Consider the following 18,631-nt stretch of genomic DNA (forward strand, 5'->3'; position numbering starts at 1 on the left):
GAAATATAAAGTCGTGCTTTTTTGTTTATAATTACAATCATTGACTCACACCTCACAATAGTTCAATATAACTGAGCCTCAAAATAACAAACCATAAATACTTGTTTTTAGTTTAAATATAAATACATTACTCAAACTTCGCAGAAAAATATACTGCTTAAGTTTAGTAATATCAAATGTGGCAGCAGTATACGATGAAAGTTAAATAAATTATTATATGTGAATATTGAGTATGTAAACGAAAATGTGGGTAAGTAATGTTAAATTTAAACAGTTAACTAAAAATCATATCCGCTATTTGGCTCAATAATGTCATATACTCTGTAGTAATCTCTGGTTTCATCGTCTTTAATAACAGCGGAACGATTTTTTTGCAGAAGATTAACTATATTATAAACATCAATCCATATTTCGTTGACACCCTCTTTTTGGGATTCATCAAAAATAATTTGCATACCAAAATGTAAATGAGGTGTTGTGATATTGTTTACATTTTCACGAGTGCTGTAGCCTGTCATTCCAAGATAGCCGATAACATCACCGGCTCTAACTATTTTTCCTTCATACATATCAGAGTGAAAGGGTCTATCTTTTCTTAAATGGGCATAATAATAGTATCTCTTTTGATCAAAGCTTCGAATTCCTATTCTCCAGCCACCATACATATTCCAACCCATTACTTCTACAATTCCTGATTCAACTGCTATTATAGGAGTTCCAATAGAACCCATTAAGTCATTACCAAGATGCTTTCGCTTATACCCAAAAGTACGACCGGTACCAAAGTCATCATAATGACTGAAGCTATATCCTTTTGCAATTGGAGAGAAACTCTTGAGACCATATTTTTTTACCCATTGCTTATTCTCGCTGTTATTTGGGTCCTTTACCTGGATATCATACTCACCTACAAAGTTTCCAAGAATTGCATCATATGCTTCATAATAGTAATTGTAATATTTCATTTTAGAAGTTAATTGTTCTATTGTTTCACCATTGTTCAGCTTTTCAACCAATTCATCCATGTCTTTTGCTTTATATTTCTTAAAATCCCCGCCATACTTAGTAGCTAGATATGCTAAAAGTTCAACCCAGTGTAATTGAACAGGTTTATCATGGGATTTGACATCCAAGCTTAAGGCTTTTTCCATAGCAGCGTAGGAGGCATTGAATTCTACCCATTTAATAAACTTTTTATCAGTATTTGGATTAGTTGCTACTTTAATAGCTTGTGATGTTTGAAATTTGTAAAAAGTAGCAGCTGAGACTGTAATTAGAGAGATTATCAACACAAATGCAATTAAAATCTTAAATATACGTTTATTAATATTTATCGGTTTGAACAATTTTTTCACCTCTCAATATGTATGAAACAAAAACCAAGACACTATAAAATCTATGCTGAAAAAACTTAATATATCCTAGAAAGTAGTAAATTGAAATGGAAAATAATTTATTTGTTGAATTTGTATTGGTTCTTTATAGTTGATCGATTTAAAATATTATTAAATTAACGATTTACTTTAATAAAGTTATGAAGTAAAATACATATAGACAGAATAAACGACAATGTATATTGAATGTGGGCATAATTTGACAAATAATATTTATTTTTGAAGGGATGGATATAGTGTGAAAAAGAGTTTATTAGTAAAGGTTTTATCAGGGGTAATGGCGGTAGCATTTTTATTTGCAGGTTGCGGAAATACAGATAAGGCAGGTTCAAATGGTGCAGACAAGTCTTGGGATGAAATAAAGGAAAAAGGTGAGCTTGTACTTGGTTTGGACGACAGCTTCCCTCCTATGGGTTACAGAGACGATAATAATGAAATTGTAGGATATGATATTGACCTTGCAAAGGAAGTAGCTTCTCGTTTAGGTATAGAATTGAAGCTTCAGCCAATTAACTGGGATACAAAGGATCAAGAACTTAACACAGGCAATATTGATTGTATTTGGAATGGTATGACGATAACAGACACTTTAAAGAAAGTAGTATTGTTTTCTGATCCATATATGAATAACCAGCAAGTACTTGTGGTAATGGCAGACTCAAGCTATCAAACAAAAGAAGACTTAGCAGGAAAGTCTATTGCTCTACAGGCAGGGTCAAGTGCTAAAATTGCATTAGAAAGCAAAGAGGATTTCAAGGCCTCACTTAAGGAGGTTGTGGAGTTAAAAGATAACACTTTATGTATGATGGATTTACAGACTGGAAATGTTGATGCTGTACTAATGGATGAAATAGTAGCAAGATACTTTATACAAATGAAAGGCGAAAAATATAGGGTCTTAGATGAAGGCTTGGCAGCTGAGGAATATGGAATAGGATTCAGAAAAAATGATGTACAGCTTATGACTAAAATTAACGATACTCTTAAGGAAATGGCAGCAGACGGTACTATTACTAAGATATCAGAGAAATGGTTTGGTAAAGACATTTCAACAATCGGTAAGTAATTTATAGAAAATATACTAATTAAGCTTTCCAGTATAATTTATTTAGGTTAGACTGAATACAATAAGAGTTAAGAATATGTTAAAATTAATTAACTAAGAGTTCTTGTTAAGAGGTTGTTGACGATAGCATTTTACTCCATTATATTTACTAGGTAAGAATAACCAAGTACGAGATATTGTGGCGAAGAAGTGCTACTGTAACAGCCTCTTTAAAATGAGAACTTGTATTTATGAGAGGGGATTTGTGTGTGAAGCTGTTTTGGCTTTTATTTGAGGGAATGCTTGTTTCTATAGAACTTTTTGTTCTAACTTTAATTTTTGCACTTCCTTTAGGTCTCATTATTTCTTTGGGCAGAAGATCTAAAAACATAATAGTTAGTGGAATTACCAGCATATATATTTCCATTATGAGAGGCACGCCTCTAATGCTCCAATTGGTTGTAGTGTACTTTGGTCCATATTATATTTTTAATAGAACGTTTGACAGATTTTCAGCAGCGGTACTTGCATTAGTTCTCAACTATGCAGCATACTTTGCTGAAATATATAGAGGCGGAATTGATTCTATACCAAAGGGACAATATGAAGCAGGAGAGGTTTTAGGCTTTACCAAGATGCAGGTGTTTTTTAAAATAATACTTCCACAGGTAGTGAAGAGAATTTTGCCTGCAATTAGTAATGAGGTAATAACTTTAGTTAAGGATACTGCTTTAGTAACTGTAATAGGCATTGCTGAAATGTTTAAAGCTGCACAGACTGAAGCTAGTAGAATACTATCTGTTAGGCCTTTGTTTATAGCAGGAGCTTTCTATTATGTAATGAATTTAATTGTAGCTAAGCTTTTTGCATTTGCAGAGAAAAAGCTAAATTATTATAGATAGGCTTTCAAGATAATTTATTAGACCATTTTCGTACTGAAAATTGGTATGGAGGTTAACTATGAAAATGATAGAAGCATCAGATATATGTAAGAGTTTTGATGGAAATAAAGTTTTGAAGGGAATATCCTTTGAAGTAAAAAAGGGAGAAGTAGTTGCCATAATTGGCCCATCTGGCTCTGGAAAAAGTACGCTTCTAAGATGTATAAATCTGCTTGAAAAGATTGATTCGGGTAAAATAACAGTTGAAGATGAAATAATGGTTTCAACAAATGAAGCAGGGAGAGCAATTTATGCCGATAGGAAAAGTTTAAGAAAAATACGCCTGAAAATAGGACTGGTTTTTCAAAACTTTAATTTGTTTCCCCATTATAGTGTTTTAAAGAATATAACTGAGGCACCTGTAAGTGTTGCGGGTATTAACAAAGAAGAAGCCAATAAAATTGCACATGAACTTTTGGTAAAGATGGGTCTTGAAGATAAAGCAAATGCATATCCCTGTAATCTGTCAGGCGGGCAATGCCAAAGGGTTGCTATAGCAAGGGCGCTTGCGCTGAATCCAGATGTTTTGTTCTTTGATGAGCCTACCTCTGCGCTAGATCCTGAGTTAACCTTAGAGGTTTTAAAGGTAATAAGAAAGCTGGCTCAAGAACACATGACTATGGTAGTAGTAACTCACGAAATGAACTTTGCTAGAGAAGTGGCAGACAGAGTTATCTTTATGGATAATGGTGTTATCGTGGAAGAAGGAACACCAGAGGAGGTTTTTTCTAATCCCGTTAACGAGAGAACGAAGCTGTTTATAAAGGGATTTGAAAAATGATTTATACCAACAACTAATTATTAATTATTTTAACCAATCTAAATAATAAGTTTAGGCACCTGCAATATGACTATTCAACTGAAAAGGTTGGTAAATTGTTGATATATTTTAGACAATTATTATATAAGTTGTATTAATATCCGTATTATGGGCAAAATAATCCATATGATTTTTGTATTTACTGATTGTTGGTGGATGCCAAGTCCTTACGACAAGTAGATAGAGGATAAGGCAGACGGAAATTATTAATACATTTAAAGGAGGTGCCGAGTCCATGTCATTTCAGCCATATAGTGTTGTGAAGAATGTGGGACATGGACATTTTTTATGGGAAAACTAGCAGGAACAAAGACTTCTGAAAACCTTGCAAGAGCGTTTGCAGGTGAATCACAGGCAAGAAACAGGTATACATTTTATGCTGAATATGCAAAACACGAAGGTCATAGAGCCCTTGAACAGCAGTTTTTATTGATTGCTGGTAATGAACTGGCTCATGCAAAGGTATTTTATGACCTTTTGGTAGATGGTATGGGTAAAAGTAATGTAAATGTAGATGCTGGATATCCATTTGAACTTGGAGATACTCTTTCAAATTTAAAGGCAGCAGCCGAAGGAGAAAAGGAAGAGCACTCCACCATTTATCCATTGTTTGCAGATGTTGCTAAACAAGAAAACTTCCCTGAAGTAGAAGCTGCTTTTAGAATGATAGCAAGAATAGAAAAAGAGCATGAGCAAAAATTTAATCAGTTGAAGACTGAATTGGAACAGCAGACCTTATATCATAAAGCGCAACCAGTTCAGTGGTTATGTACAAACTGCGGACACATACATCAAGGCACTGATGCTCCTATGATATGTCCAGTTTGTAAGCATCCGCAGGGATGGTTTGAGGTTAAAAATTAAACTGAAATACAAAAGGGGCAAAACAGTCCCTTTTAATACATATAAAAGCAAATTCCAATGTAATGAGTTAATACACCCAAGAAAACAAATATATGCCACACCATATGATGATATTTAAATCCTTTCTTAGCATAAATTGCAGCACCTACAGAATAAAAAACACCACCAGCAAGAATCAGCCAAAATAAAGTGGAATTTGCCTTTTGGAAGAATAAAGGCATAAAAATTACAATACTCCAGCCCATAATTAAGTAAATCAATAAGGATATTTTAGGTATGGATTTTTTAGAGAGAGATTTATACAGAATTCCAAATAAGACCATTGCCCATTGAATAGACAATAGTACAGCAGCCTGCCACCCACCAATAACAGAAGCAGCTATTGGAGTATATGTTCCAGCTATTGCCACATAAATAAAAATATGATCCATTATACGCATAACTTGTTTGTGTATAGTATTGTGTTCCATAATATGGTATATGGTTGACATTAAAAACATTAGAAAAATACATATTCCAAAGATAGTCACACTTGCCACATCTATAAGTGTACCTTTTGTATATGCTGTTATTATTACAAAAGGGAAGGAGAACAACACAAGGAGTGCAGGTATGCCATGTGTTAGAGCATTAGCCAGTTCTTCGCCAAAACTCAATTCTATGATTTTGTTAGACATTTATAACCTCCTGAAAATATATAATTTGAAAACGATGTCTATTATATTATGCCTATTTATTAATTTACCACTAATAACCATTGTATTCAAGAAAATTAGGTAAGAAAATGTACCAGTCGGAAAATTTCATTTTGCGAGTATATAAATAATGAGCGGAGTTTTAATTCATAATATATGTATAGGCTAAAGTGTATGACTTTAGTCTAAATTTTTTGTTTTTATTATATTAATGATTTAAATTCTATATTATAATTGTATTTATATCTGTATTTTGCATAAAGTCCATTAGGATAGCAATATGTGTTTGGATTTTTTGTCATATTAATGAAAGATGGAATGTGCATAATGTAAAATCCTGTTATTTGTTGTGCTTGATAATAAAAAAATATAGTTTTATAATATTTATGACCTGATAATAAAAAAGAATGATATTTTTAACTGCTCTAATTATGAGTTTTGTTAGAGTTGTTATCCTACTGATAAATAAATTATATGTAATTCAATTGTTTATTTTATAATAATTTTAAAATCGTCTTTAGTATATAGATTATTTAGCTAAAGCCACTTATTTAAACTTAGAATACTATAATAAAACATAGATTGCCAGATTTGAAAAAATTAATTAGATAAATATTTAGGAGAACGATATATGAATAAAAAAGGAGTTACATTATCAAATAAAAATGGCAGAAAAACTGTAACAGGTTTAGGCTATTATGAATGTACTCAGGTTGATAGCTTTAAAAAGTTAATTCAAAATAGTATAAAAAAGTTTCAAAACAAAACTGCGTTTAAATTTAAAAGAGATAATGCTATTATTGAAAAAAACTATATTGAATTTGGCAATGAAATAAATGCACTTGGTACTGCATTACACCATTTAGGCTTGAAGAACAAAAGGATTGCGTTGATTAGTGAGAATAGATATGAATGGGCATTGAGCTTTTTTTCTATAGTAAATGGAACAGGTGTTGCAGTTCCATTGGATAAGCATCTTCCTCAAGTTGAAATAGAAAACCTAATAAACAGAGGAGAGGTTGATGCAATATTCTACAGTAGTCATTTTAATAAAGAGATGCTTGAACTTTCTAAAAAGAATATAAATATAAAACAATTTATTTGTATGGACAAGCTTGAACAAGGCTATCCTTCTATTTTTTCAGATATACAAACACTGATTAAAATAGGCAAAGAACTACTGGAAAAAGGAGATAATAGCTTTGTTGATACAGAAATAAATCCTGAAGAGTTATCGCTTTTGCTTTTTACTTCTGGTACTACAAGTATTGCAAAAGGAGTAAAGCTCAATCAGAGAAACATATGCACTAATGTAAGCGCTATTAAATCGATGATTAAGGTATATCCTTCAGATGTGCATTTATCCATTTTGCCATTGCATCATACTTTTGAACTTTCAGCAGGAATGGCTTTTATGATAAACAATGGAGTATGTATTGCCTACAGTGAAGGTATAAAGTATATAGCAAAAAATCTGAAAGAATTTAATGTTACTGCTCTTGTTGTAGTGCCTGCAATTCTTGAGGCAATATACAAAAAGGTACAAGAAGGTATAAAAAAATCTGGCAGAGAAAAAATAGTAAGAAGATTAGGAAAATTATCTAATGCATTGCTGAAAGTAAAAATAGATTTACGCAGAATAATTTTCAAGAAAATTCTGGCACAAATAGGACCGAACTTAAGGATTGCAGTTACAGGTGCTGCTCCAATTGATAAGGATGTTGTGAATGGCTTTGGTATGCTGGGATTAAATGTAATTCAGGGCTATGGATTAACTGAAACATCACCTGTGGTTGCTTTAAATAATGATTTTTATAATAAACCGGGTACCATTGGGCAGCCAATGAAGGGGATAGAGGTAGCTATAGACAATCCAGATGAAAATGGAATGGGTGAAATTATTACCAGAGGTTCAAATGTTATGATGGGGTATTACCAAGATGATAATGCAACAGAGGAAGCAATAGACAGTGAAGGCTGGTTTCATACTGGAGATTTAGGTTTTATAGATGATGAAGGCTTTATCACTATAACTGGCAGAGCTAAGTCAATGATTGTTCTTAACAATGGTAAGAAAGCATTTCCAGAGGAATATGAAATGTTGCTGAATAATATTGCCGGAGTAAAGGAATCGTATGTATGGGGGAATACAGCACCTGATGGAGATATTCAAGTTTGTGCAAAATTGGTGCTTGATAAGAGTAAGTTAAAAGAAAAGCTGGGAAATGTACCTAGTGATACGGAACTTGCAGACATACTTCAGAGGGAAATAAAAAATATAAATCAAGGAATGCCTCAATATAAAATAATCAGATACTTTGTTATCAGCTATGAGGAACTGGTAAAGACTACTACTTTGAAAATAAAAAGACCAGTAGAATATAATAAAATAACAGATTTGCAAGTTAAATTAAACACTAATATGAGAAAAATTAACGGAACAAATATTGATAATATTATTTGATTTTTTTCGGTTACTTAATGTTGACTATACTATCTATGTTTTATCAATACTTAAGTCCTTATAGTAAATTAGAAAGCAATTTTAAGTAAACTAATTATTAAAGTCATTTTAAATATTATAAACACCCATAATATAAAAAATTTTATGTAAAGGGAAATGTATGTTTATATTTACTAAAAAGAATGTTAAAATAAGCATAGTTTAAAATAAACTAAATAATAGGAGGAATTTTTTATGAAGAAAATACTGGCAATAGTGTTGGCGCTTACTTTTGTATGTACTATGTTAGTTGGTTGTGGAGGTACAGCAGGTGGAGGATTTGAAATTGCGCTTATTACTGACAAAGGAAATATAGATGATAAGTCCTTTAATCAAGGTTCATGGGAAGGCGTAGTTGAATTTGCAAGAGAGAACAATATTACTCATAAGTATTATAAACCTGAAGAAGATTCAGATGCAGGTTACCTTGCTGCTATTGATTTAGCTGTTACTGGTGGTGCAAAAGTAGTTGTAACGCCTGGTTATTTGTTTGAGGTTCCCGTTTATGAAGCACAAACAAAGTATCCTGATGTTAAATTCATACTTTTAGACGGTGAACCACATGCTGCTGGCAGCTTTGATATTGATTCAAAAGAAAATGTAGCAAGTATTAAATACTCTGAAGAAGAGCCTGGTTATCTTGCTGGTTATGCTGCAGTTGCAGATGGATACAAAAAGCTAGGCTTTATGGGAGGTATGGCTGTTCCTGCTGTTCAAGCCTATGGATATGGATATTTGCAGGGAGCTGAGGCAGCTGCTACAAAATTAGGACTTGAAGATGGCTCAATATCAGTAATTTATCACTATACAGGTGACTTTGCTGAAACTGATACAAATAAGGCTACAGCTAAAACAATGTATCAAGAAGGCACTGAAGTAATATTTGCTTGCGGAGGTTCTGTAGGTAAGAGTGTTATGGCAGCTGCTACTGAAGCAGGAAAAAAGGTTATTGGTGTTGATACTGACCAAAGATACGACAGTGAAACAGTTATTACTTCTGCAATGAAGAGTCTCGGTGGTTCTGTTAAGCAAGTTCTTGAGGCTATATACAAAAACAACAATTGGTCAGCTTATGCAGGAAAAACAACATATTTAAATGCTTCAAACAACAGCATAGGTCTTCCTACAGTTGTAATTGGAGATGAAAAGGCTGACGCTTTTGATAGATTTAAAACTTTCAAAAAAGCTGATTATGATGCGTTATATAAATCACTTACTGATGGTTCAGTAAAAATTATTCGTTCAATAAATGTAGCAGATCCAACAGGTGTTGCAACAGCTGATGAACTTGTTTCAAGCCTCAATTTGAAAAAGGTTACTGTTACAGTAAGATAATAAATAAAATATATTAGTCTGAGCCATTAAAAACGAGGCAAAAATTTATATGTGTCTATAAATAGCGGCACAACTTTAGAATTTAGGTGCTAAGAATACTTATGCCGAGTTTAAATGCCGCTGACGTATTAAAATTTTATATTAAGCTAGTCGTAAAAAAGTGCCGATTAATAGAAGGGAAAGGAAACAGCCTTTCCCTTCTATAATATATAATACATTTGAATTATAAAATAATTCTTAGAATCTGAATTCCATATATTTATGAAGTTCATGTCCAGTAAATATCAGGTAAATTTAAATTGAACCATAACTAATATATATTGATTAAAATCAGAATTAACAAGGATTTACATAAGTAAAAGAAATTGTATTCTGATAAAAAACTATTAGATAAAAAACTATTATAGGTAGAGGGGATTATGGAAGAATATATTATTGAAATGCTTAATATTACAAAAGAATTCCCTGGCATTATTGCAAATGATAATATTACACTGCAATTGAAGAAGGGCGAAATTCATGCTCTGCTTGGAGAAAACGGTGCAGGGAAGTCAACTCTTATGAGTGTGCTTTTTGGTTTGTATCAGGCGGAAAAAGGCGAAATAAAGAAAAATGGAAAACCTGTAAAAATAAATAATCCAAATGATGCAAATGCTCTGGGAATTGGTATGGTTCATCAGCATTTTAAGCTTGTTGAGAACTTTACTGTTCTTGACAATATTATTTTAGGAATTGAGCCTAACAAAATGGGATTTTTGCAGAGAAAAGCTGCAAAAGAAAAAATTCTAAAGCTTAGCGAACAATACAGGCTAAAGGTAACTCCTGATGCACTAATTGAGAAAATTTCCGTTGGCATGCAGCAGCGTGTAGAAATACTAAAAATGCTGTACCGTGAAAATGATATCTTAATTTTTGATGAACCTACTGCAGTTTTAACGCCCCAAGAAATTGATGAACTTATGTCAATAATGAAAGGCTTTGCAAAAGAAGGAAAGTCAATTTTATTCATAACTCACAAATTAAACGAGATTATGGCTGTTGCAGATAGATGCACGGTATTGAGAAAAGGCAAATGTATTGGAACTGTGAACATCAAAGATACTACTAAGGAAGAACTTTCAAGGATGATGGTTGGGAGAGACATAACCTTTAAGGTTGAAAAAAGAGATGCAAAACCTGGTAAGGTTGTTCTTTCAGTCAAAAATGCTTCAGTTCAGTCCAAGTCACATAAAGGAACTGTTGTTAAGAATGTCTCTTTTGATGTTAGGGCAGGCGAAATAGTCTGTCTTGCAGGAATTGAGGGAAATGGCCAGACACAGTTTGTTTCTGCACTTACTGGTCTTGAAAAGCTATCCTCTGGCTCAATAACTCTTTGCGGCAAGGATATCACAAAGTCAAGTATTCGTGCTCGTTCACAAGCAGGTATGAGCCATATACCTGAAGATAGACATAAGCATGGTTTGGTACTTGATTATTCATTAGAAGAAAATTTTGTACTTCAGAGTTATTGGAAACCTCAATTTCAGCATTTCAAGTTTATTAAAAGAAATGAAGTACGCTCCTATGCTGAAAAACTTATAGATCAATATGATGTACGAAGCGGACAAGGCCCAATTACTATTACTCGCAGTATGTCTGGCGGAAATCAACAAAAAGCAATTATTGCTCGTGAAATTGACAAAGAGCATGAATTACTTGTTGCAGTTCAACCAACACGAGGTTTGGATGTAGGGGCTATTGAATACATTCATAAGCAGCTCATTGCAATACGTGATGCTGGAAAAGCAGTATTATTAGTATCTCTTGAAATTGAAGAGGTTATGAATGTAAGTGACCGCATTCTTGTAATGTATGAAGGAGAAATAGTTGGTGAACTTAATCCAAAAGAAGTTTCAGTTCAAGAACTTGGACTCTACATGTCAGGAGCAAAACGTAATACATCAAAGGAGGTAAAAAATGCAGAATAATACTGTTTCTTCCTCAAAAGCGTTTAATTTAAAGAAATTGACAAACAGCAAAGGCTTTTCAGCATTTACAGCTGCATTACTTGCTATTTTGATGGGACTTATTTTTGGATTTATTATTATGCTAATAGCAAGTCCAGCTAACTCAATTGCGGGCTTTCAGACGGTTCTATTTGGAGGGCTCAATAGAATTGGAGATGTGTTCTATTTTGCAACACCTATTTTAATGACTGGTCTTTCTGTAGGATTTGCATTCAAAATGGGATTGTTTAATATAGGGGCATCAGGCCAATATACAATGGGTATGTTTTTTGCATTATATGTTGGTTTTATGTGGGACTTGCCTGATAGTATACATTGGGTTGTTTGTATAATAGCAGGAATGGTTGGCGGTTTGATATGGGGCTTTATACCAGGTATACTAAAAGCGTTATTAAATGTAAATGAGGTTATTACTTCAATTATGTTTAACTATATAGGAATGTATCTGGTGGACATGCTTGTACAGAGTAATTCTACAATGTATATATCATCAAAGACCAGAACAGCATATCTTCCTCAGTCAGCACAGATTCCTACTTTGGGAATTAAAAATTCTGGTGTAAATGTAGCAATTTTTATTGGAATTGCTTTTGCAATTATCCTATATATAGTTTTAAATAAAACAATATTTGGTTATGAATTAAAAGCTACAGGCTATAACAAGCATGCAAGCATTTATGCAGGAATGAATGGAAAGCGAAATATAATACTTACAATGGTAATTGCAGGGGCTATGTCAGGACTTGGAGGAGCATTTGCTATATTGGCGCCATCCACAATTGCTGGCAGCAGCATGACTTATGAGCCAGTTAGTGTAATTGCCGCAAATGGTTTTAATGGTATTGCAGTTGCTTTGCTTGGAAGCTCTAACCCTATAGGAATTATTTTTTCTGCACTGTTTATCTCCTACATACAGCGTGGAGGAACACTTGCAAGTTTGTGCGGCTATAAGCCTGAAATAATTGATGTTGTAATTGCGGTAACTATTTATTTTTCAGCATTTGCAATGATTATGAATGCAACAGTAGCTAAAGTATTTAAAAAGCGTCGTGATAATAAACGTAAGAATACAAACTTAGTTGGCAATTCTGAAGCAGATGAGGCCATAAGTGGTGATAGAAAGGGAGAGGCGTAAGGCTGAAAAAATAAATATTAAAAGGAGGGAGCAAATCCTTAGTGATAATCAAATAATAAACTCAACTTTACCAAATAGGTATTGATATAAGAAACAATTAATAATAAAAAAATTGCTTAGACTATTTGTTGCTGTGTTTGCAGATTCTTTACTGGAAAAGTTGAGTAATAAATTATTATGCTAGGGTATGATTATGGATACTTTATATTATTTAATACAAAATACGCTTCCGGTTGCCATCCCTTTACTATTGGTGGCACTGGGCGGTATGTTCAGTGAACGCAGTGGTGTAATTAATATAGCGCTGGAAGGTATAATGTTATTTGGTGCATTTTTTGGCTGCTTATGTGTTTTCTTTATACAGGATACTGCAATTAATGCGCAGTTAATGCTGCTTATCGGTATGATTATTGCAGCAGTTGGAGGCTTTATTTATTCGATGCTGTTGTCAATTGCGGCTGTAAATTTGAAAGCAGACCAGACAATTAGTGGAACAGCTCTTAATATGCTGATTCCAGCTATTATACTTCTATTTTCTAAAATGTTTTTTAACAGTGACGGTATAACAACGGATGTGAATTTTTACATTAAAAAAGTTCCTGTACTAGGTGACATACCTGTTATTGGTAAAATGTTGTTCCAAAATACTTATATTACTGTGTATATAGGAATTGTCGCACTTATTATATCCACTATTGTGTTTTATAAAACAAAGTTTGGCTTGCGCCTTCGTGCATGTGGTGAACATCCTCATGCAGCTGACTCGGTTGGTATAAATGTTTATTTTATGCGCCATGCTGGTGTGGGTATTTCTGGAATACTTGGCGGCACTGGAGGATTTTTCTACGCAGTAGGTGTAATGAATGGCAATGCAAATGGTCATACAGGTGTTGCAGGATTTGGATTTCTTGCACTTGCAGTAATGATATTCGGACAATGGAAGCCAATTAAAATAATGTTTGCAGCTTTGTTCTTTGCATTTCTGAGAACCATAGCTTATTCTGTTTCGCTAATTCCATTTTTGTCGGCATTGAATATAAATAGTACTTTTTATAAGATGCTTCCATATATCGCAACTATGGTTGTACTTGCGTTTACATCGAAAAGGTCAAGAGCGCCTAAAGCAGAGGGCATACCTTATGATAAGGGGTTAAGATAGACATTTTACTTATATAATGGTTTTGTAGCGCTACAGTCTGGTACTTATAAGGCTTGTAGCGTTTGCTTTTTTATGAGAGTATATTTATTGACTGGTATGGGAATGAATTTTATATGAAAATGAGTAGGTATTATCAGCAATTTTGGTTTTTCATATATAAGGTTTTTATTTGCCCAAAGCTGAAATATGATGTATAAAATATTGTTATATATTGTTAGATAAAGTATATTTGTTATAATATAATAGCTATAGATAATAGATATAAAATGGACAAAATAGATTATAAGAGTGGTGTTTGAAAATAGCGAATGTGTTGTATTTTGTTTAGATTAATTAACGCTTAACGCTAATTATTTATTAACCTTGTGGGTAAAAATAATAGTACTGTTATGCTTCCGTACAAGTAACACTAAGGGTAACATAATAGTACTGAGTATACTTGTACTTCCGTACAAACTTATCTAAATGTGTACTTACAAGATATTTGTTGAATTAGTATTGGTTCAGAATAATTAATTATACCGTCAAACTTATTTCAAAATAATTAGCATAACGAGCTAAATTAGCATTTGTAAATACATTAACATTTAAAAATATGAAAGGAACAGCGATATGATAATAAAAAATGCAGAACATGAAATTACAGCTGTAAAGCCAAATCAATATCCGGTTACAGGGTTTCCAGAGGTTGCTTTTGTGGGCAGATCAAATGTGGGAAAGTCCTCAATAATTAATACCTTGTTAAATAGAAAAAATCTTGCAAGAGTGGGTCAAACGCCGGGCAAAACAAGACAAATTAATTTTTTTGCTGTAAATGGTAATTTTTACTTAGTAGATTTGCCAGGCTATGGCTTTGCAAATGTATCAAAGGAAATGAAGGCTTCTTGGGAAAAAATAATTGAAACCTATTTGTATTCAAGAAGACAAAATCAACTTAAGTTAGTAGTAATGCTTGTGGATATCAGACATTCACCCAGCAAAGACGATATAGTAATGTATCAATGGATTAAGGGATATGGAATGAATTCAATTATTGTTGCTACGAAGGCTGATAAAATAACCCGATCCCAAATAAATATCAGGCTCAATGATATCAGAAAGGTGCTTCAGTTGGATAAATCAACTAAAATTATACCTTTTTCCTCTGAGAAAAGAACAGGTAGAGAGGAAGTTCTTGAGGAGATAGGCAGAAGTTTGTTTGGGGATGAAACAGCTGTAGAGCAATCAGCAGCGGGAGATGTAAAAAAAGAAGGTGCAGACAAAACCGGTCAAGGGTGAGAATCAGCTCAAAAGGTAAATAGCAAGCAAACAGAGACAGCACAAGAAATTGATGAACTAGTGGAACTGGACAAGCTGGATGATTCCGAATTAGCTGAAGATATAGAGGAACAAATAGAAATTGAGGAGCCAGCAGAGTAGTTACTCAAAACAGTACGGTTATGGAGCAGTGATTATGGATAAGAATGATTATAAAAGTGATTATAAAAATGATTATAAAAAAGAAGAAGAAAAACTGAGAAAAAAGCTGAGAAGCATGAGAATTATCGCAACGTCTCTGCTGGTATTTATGGCAATTGTTTTTATTGTGTTCAGAAGATATGAGGATAGAGGTTTATTTTTTTCATCTGTAGCCGCATTTGCTGAGGCTTCAATGGTGGGAGCACTTGCAGATTGGTTTGCAGTGGTTGCTATATTTAAGCATCCTTTAGGCTTAAAAATCATACCACATACTGCCATTATTCAGAATAACAAGCAGAGGATTGCAAAAGCATTATCTAATTTTGTTGTATCAAATTTTTTCACTCCTGAAATCATTAAAGCAAAGTTGGATAAGGTTAGTATTTCTGAAAAGATATTTGGTTATATTCAACAAAACAAGAGTTCTATTGCAAAAGCCATTTCCAATAAGCTTCCTGAAATAGTTGATTCAGTTGATGATGATACTAAGGTTTCAGAACTTGTGAAGCAGCAGATTGATAGAAAAATTGAAGCTGTAAAATTATATCCTATGCTGGCTACTATTTTGAAGCCAATACTTGAAGGGGGACATCATAAACCAATTGTTAAAGGTCTTTTGAATTCTACATATAATTATATTGGAGAGAATAAAGATAAAACTATGCTTGTTTTGGGAGGAATAAACAAAACCTTAACAATGCCTTTTATTGGTGATCTTGTCTATAGAAAGATTTTAGAATTTTTGTATACACAAGCTGAGGAAATTGATACAAATGAAGAGGTTGAGGTAAATAAGCTTTTGTTATCGGCACTTCCAAAGCTCATTGAGGATATGGAAAATTCACAGGAACTGATTAGCAAAGGAGAACTGCTAAAAGAGCAGATAATTAATTCTGAACTATATGGTGAACTTCAGAATAAGCTAGTTGATGTTGTGCTTGATTTCAAAAATTCTATAATGACTGATGAAGAAAGGTTAACCGAAAGAGTAAGTGCAATATTGGATAAGCTTGTATTAATAATTTCTGAAAACAATAGGCTTCAAGACAGCGTTGATAGCGCGATAATTGATACTATTGAGGGTATTGTTTCTCAATATGGGAATAAGGTTGGTGACCTTATTTATGATACAATGGACAGCTGGGAAACTAAGAGCATGGTTGACAAGCTTGAAGTACAGGTTGGAGCTGACTTGCAGTACATTCGAATTAACGGTACAGTAATAGGTGGTTTAGCTGGGTTAGCTATTCATTTGCTGACAGTGTTGTTTTAAGCTAAATGTTGGTTCATTTTAGTTATTTATGGCGCCGAATACACTAAACATATATGCTTCATTGTTTTGTGGGGCTGATGTAAAGTAAAAGTAGCTGTATACTGATGTCTTATTGCAAAAAATATTACTAAGTAGAAAAATATATCTAGTTGCTAAGCTTGGTTAGAAATTGAAGCTAGAAATAGTAGGTGAACAACAAGTATTGTAGCCGACACAGCGAAAAAAAATAGCTGTGAGTATTAACCCGAGACAAGGTGTCTTGGTTAAACGTTCGGTGGAAGTGCTTGTTCTTCACCTTAATTATTTTAGAGTCAATTTCGTGAGCGAGCCATAGATATATATTGCATGGGAGTACTATTTGAGCAGTTTACTTTTGATATATATATTATTTTTTGTTTTGCAACAGCACTCAGTAGAATCAACTATTATTCTTCACTTACAAATTTAAGCAAATATCTTTAACCAAGTAACCCATTTATCTAAGTTGTACTCGCGTACCAGTATAAGGAATAAGTAGTTATCTACAAACTCAGTTTAATATAAACTAGTACAACGAGTTAAATTTTCTAAATTAACTATAGCGATTAATATTGCTAAACTCAAAGTGTCTCATTTTTCAAGGGTTTATTTTCAAAATAGCAAAAATAGCACTTTTTAAAATTAATTTGTTTTAAACTTTTCCTCCGTGGTATATATATTACTGTCGCTGCTAAACCATTTAGTTAGCGGCTGAGAAAACATTAAAGTACATAAAATTATATAAATTATAGGAGGATTTTGGTATTATGAAAAAATTTGTTTGTTCAGTTTGTGGATATGTTCATACAGGAGATACAGCTCCAGATAATTGCCCTCAGTGTAAGGCTGCAAAGGAAAAATTTGTTGAACAGAAAGAAGCTTCAGCTGCTTTTGCTGATGAACACAGAATTGGTGTTGCTCAAGGCGTTGATGCAGAAGTTTTAGAAGGATTAAGAGCTAATTTTATGGGAGAATGTACTGAAGTAGGAATGTACCTTGCTATGGCGAGACAGGCTGAGCGTGAAGGATATCCTGAAATCGGTGCTTTCTATAAGCTAGCTGCTTGGGAAGAAGCTGAACATGCTGCAAAGTTTGCAGAACTTTTAGGAGAGGTTGTTTTCCCAGATACAAAGAAGAACCTTCAATTGAGAGCAGAAGCTGAGCATGGTGCTTGCCAAGGAAAGAAAGACCTTGCTACAAAAGCAAAGCAGCTCAACTATGATGCAATCCATGACACTGTGCATGAAATGTGCAAGGACGAAGCAAGACATGGAGCAGGTTTCAGAGGACTTTTGAAGAGATATTTTGGTGAATAAAAATATAAAATGATATGAAAAAATACAATTCTCATTATCAGCAAATCGTTGAAAAATAAGGCTTACAGCTTTAGTTCACGAAACTGATTTTAAGAATTGTATTTTTTTATATTTTTGTTTATTAAAATGTATATTTATTTTTGGTGGGAAAACGGTGGGAAAATCATCGTTTTTTTTATTGCACTGAATAGATTGAAAATAATTAAAATGGTTTCTGTATTGATTTTATTCGTTTAAAGGTATATAATCATTGCAATAATTAGTAAATTGTTATGCATAGTAGCTTGAACCTCTTTTATCAAAGGGATATAAGCATATCACATTAGAGGCTAAGCCCTACGCAATTGTAGGGCTTTATTAGTATAAAGCATGGGGAGGTCATACCGTGGATTATATTTCAGCTGCTCAAGCAGCAGAAAAATGGGGCATTACAGTAAAACGCGTCCAAGTGTTATGTAAGGAAAACCGCATACATGGTGTTGAGCGAATAGGCCGGGAATGGCTTATTCCGATGAATGCAGAGAAACCTGCCGACGCAAGGATCAAGAGCGGTGAATATATTGGTTTTTCAAAGAAGTATCGCGGTAAAAAGGATAACAATGAAATTAACGAAGGCTACAAAGTAGGAGAATCGGATAAAAGTTTTGATTATTAATTTTGGAGGGGAAA

The 18,631-nt window shown here is 33.3% G+C and carries 15 protein-coding genes; 13 read left to right on the plus strand and 2 right to left on the minus strand.

Annotated features, from left to right (window positions below; translation table 11 throughout):
• Positions 1-278: 278 nt before the first annotated feature.
• Positions 279-1,346: a M23 family metallopeptidase gene (locus EHE19_RS05620; RefSeq protein WP_244648338.1), complete on the minus strand. Its 1,068-nt coding sequence runs from the start codon at positions 1,344-1,346 to the stop codon at positions 279-281.
• Positions 1,347-1,632: 286 nt separating this feature from the next.
• Between EHE19_RS05620 and EHE19_RS05625 the strand changes: the two genes are divergently transcribed.
• The 4 genes from EHE19_RS05625 (at position 1,633) to rbr (ending at position 5,064) form a co-directional block, all read left to right on the plus strand.
• Positions 1,633-2,460 carry an amino acid ABC transporter substrate-binding protein gene (locus EHE19_RS05625; RefSeq protein ID WP_137699080.1) on the plus strand — a complete coding sequence of 276 codons (828 nt, stop codon included), beginning with the start codon at positions 1,633-1,635 and terminating at the stop codon, positions 2,458-2,460.
• Between the two features lie 248 nt (positions 2,461-2,708).
• Positions 2,709-3,341, plus strand: coding sequence for an amino acid ABC transporter permease (locus EHE19_RS05630; RefSeq protein ID WP_137699079.1), 633 nt, complete (start codon positions 2,709-2,711; stop codon positions 3,339-3,341).
• A 58-nt stretch (positions 3,342-3,399) separates the two neighbouring features.
• Complete coding sequence (locus EHE19_RS05635; RefSeq protein WP_137699078.1) at positions 3,400-4,161, plus strand: amino acid ABC transporter ATP-binding protein; 762 nt, start codon at positions 3,400-3,402, stop codon at positions 4,159-4,161.
• A gap of 327 nt (positions 4,162-4,488) precedes the next feature.
• On the plus strand, positions 4,489-5,064 hold the full coding sequence (gene rbr / locus EHE19_RS05640) for a rubrerythrin (RefSeq protein ID WP_137699077.1): 576 nt from the start codon (positions 4,489-4,491) through the stop codon (positions 5,062-5,064).
• A 32-nt stretch (positions 5,065-5,096) separates the two neighbouring features.
• On the opposite strand, the gene trhA is transcribed toward rbr, so the two are convergent.
• The gene (gene trhA, locus EHE19_RS05645) at positions 5,097-5,741 is read right to left on the minus strand and encodes a PAQR family membrane homeostasis protein TrhA (RefSeq protein ID WP_137699076.1); all 645 of its coding nucleotides are present in this window, start codon (positions 5,739-5,741) and stop codon (positions 5,097-5,099) included.
• Between the two features lie 649 nt (positions 5,742-6,390).
• On the opposite strand from trhA, the gene EHE19_RS05650 reads away from it, so the two are divergent.
• From EHE19_RS05650 to EHE19_RS05690, 9 genes are all read left to right on the plus strand, one after another.
• Positions 6,391-8,223, plus strand: coding sequence for an AMP-dependent synthetase/ligase (locus EHE19_RS05650; protein WP_137699075.1), 1,833 nt, complete (start codon positions 6,391-6,393; stop codon positions 8,221-8,223).
• A gap of 234 nt (positions 8,224-8,457) precedes the next feature.
• Complete coding sequence (locus tag EHE19_RS05655; RefSeq protein ID WP_137699074.1) at positions 8,458-9,597, plus strand: BMP family lipoprotein; 1,140 nt, start codon at positions 8,458-8,460, stop codon at positions 9,595-9,597.
• A gap of 419 nt (positions 9,598-10,016) precedes the next feature.
• Entirely contained in the window at positions 10,017-11,564 is a 1,548-nt protein-coding gene (locus tag EHE19_RS05660; protein ID WP_137699073.1) for an ABC transporter ATP-binding protein, read from the plus strand.
• Positions 11,554-12,738 carry an ABC transporter permease gene (locus EHE19_RS05665; RefSeq protein ID WP_137699072.1) on the plus strand — a complete coding sequence of 395 codons (1,185 nt, stop codon included), beginning with the start codon at positions 11,554-11,556 and terminating at the stop codon, positions 12,736-12,738. Before EHE19_RS05660 ends, EHE19_RS05665 begins: the two co-directional genes overlap by 11 nt.
• Before the next feature lie 193 nt (positions 12,739-12,931).
• Positions 12,932-13,897 (plus strand): ABC transporter permease, encoded by a 966-nt coding sequence (locus tag EHE19_RS05670; protein ID WP_137699071.1) that lies wholly within the window; start codon positions 12,932-12,934, stop codon positions 13,895-13,897.
• A gap of 612 nt (positions 13,898-14,509) precedes the next feature.
• Positions 14,510-15,175 (plus strand): ribosome biogenesis GTP-binding protein YihA/YsxC, encoded by a 666-nt coding sequence (gene yihA, locus EHE19_RS05675; protein ID WP_137699070.1) that lies wholly within the window; start codon positions 14,510-14,512, stop codon positions 15,173-15,175.
• A 175-nt stretch (positions 15,176-15,350) separates the two neighbouring features.
• Positions 15,351-16,628: a DUF445 domain-containing protein gene (locus EHE19_RS05680; RefSeq protein ID WP_137699069.1), complete on the plus strand. Its 1,278-nt coding sequence runs from the start codon at positions 15,351-15,353 to the stop codon at positions 16,626-16,628.
• Positions 16,629-17,413: 785 nt separating this feature from the next.
• A complete protein-coding gene (locus EHE19_RS05685; RefSeq protein WP_137699068.1) occupies positions 17,414-17,962 on the plus strand; it encodes an NADH peroxidase in 549 nt (182 codons plus the stop codon).
• 385 nt (positions 17,963-18,347) lie between these two features.
• A complete protein-coding gene (locus EHE19_RS05690; protein ID WP_244648339.1) occupies positions 18,348-18,617 on the plus strand; it encodes a DNA-binding protein in 270 nt (89 codons plus the stop codon).
• Positions 18,618-18,631 lie beyond the last annotated feature (14 nt).

It is taken from the genome of Ruminiclostridium herbifermentans, assembly GCF_005473905.2.
In the GTDB taxonomy this organism is placed as follows: Bacteria; Bacillota; Clostridia; order Acetivibrionales; family DSM-1351; genus Ruminiclostridium; species Ruminiclostridium herbifermentans.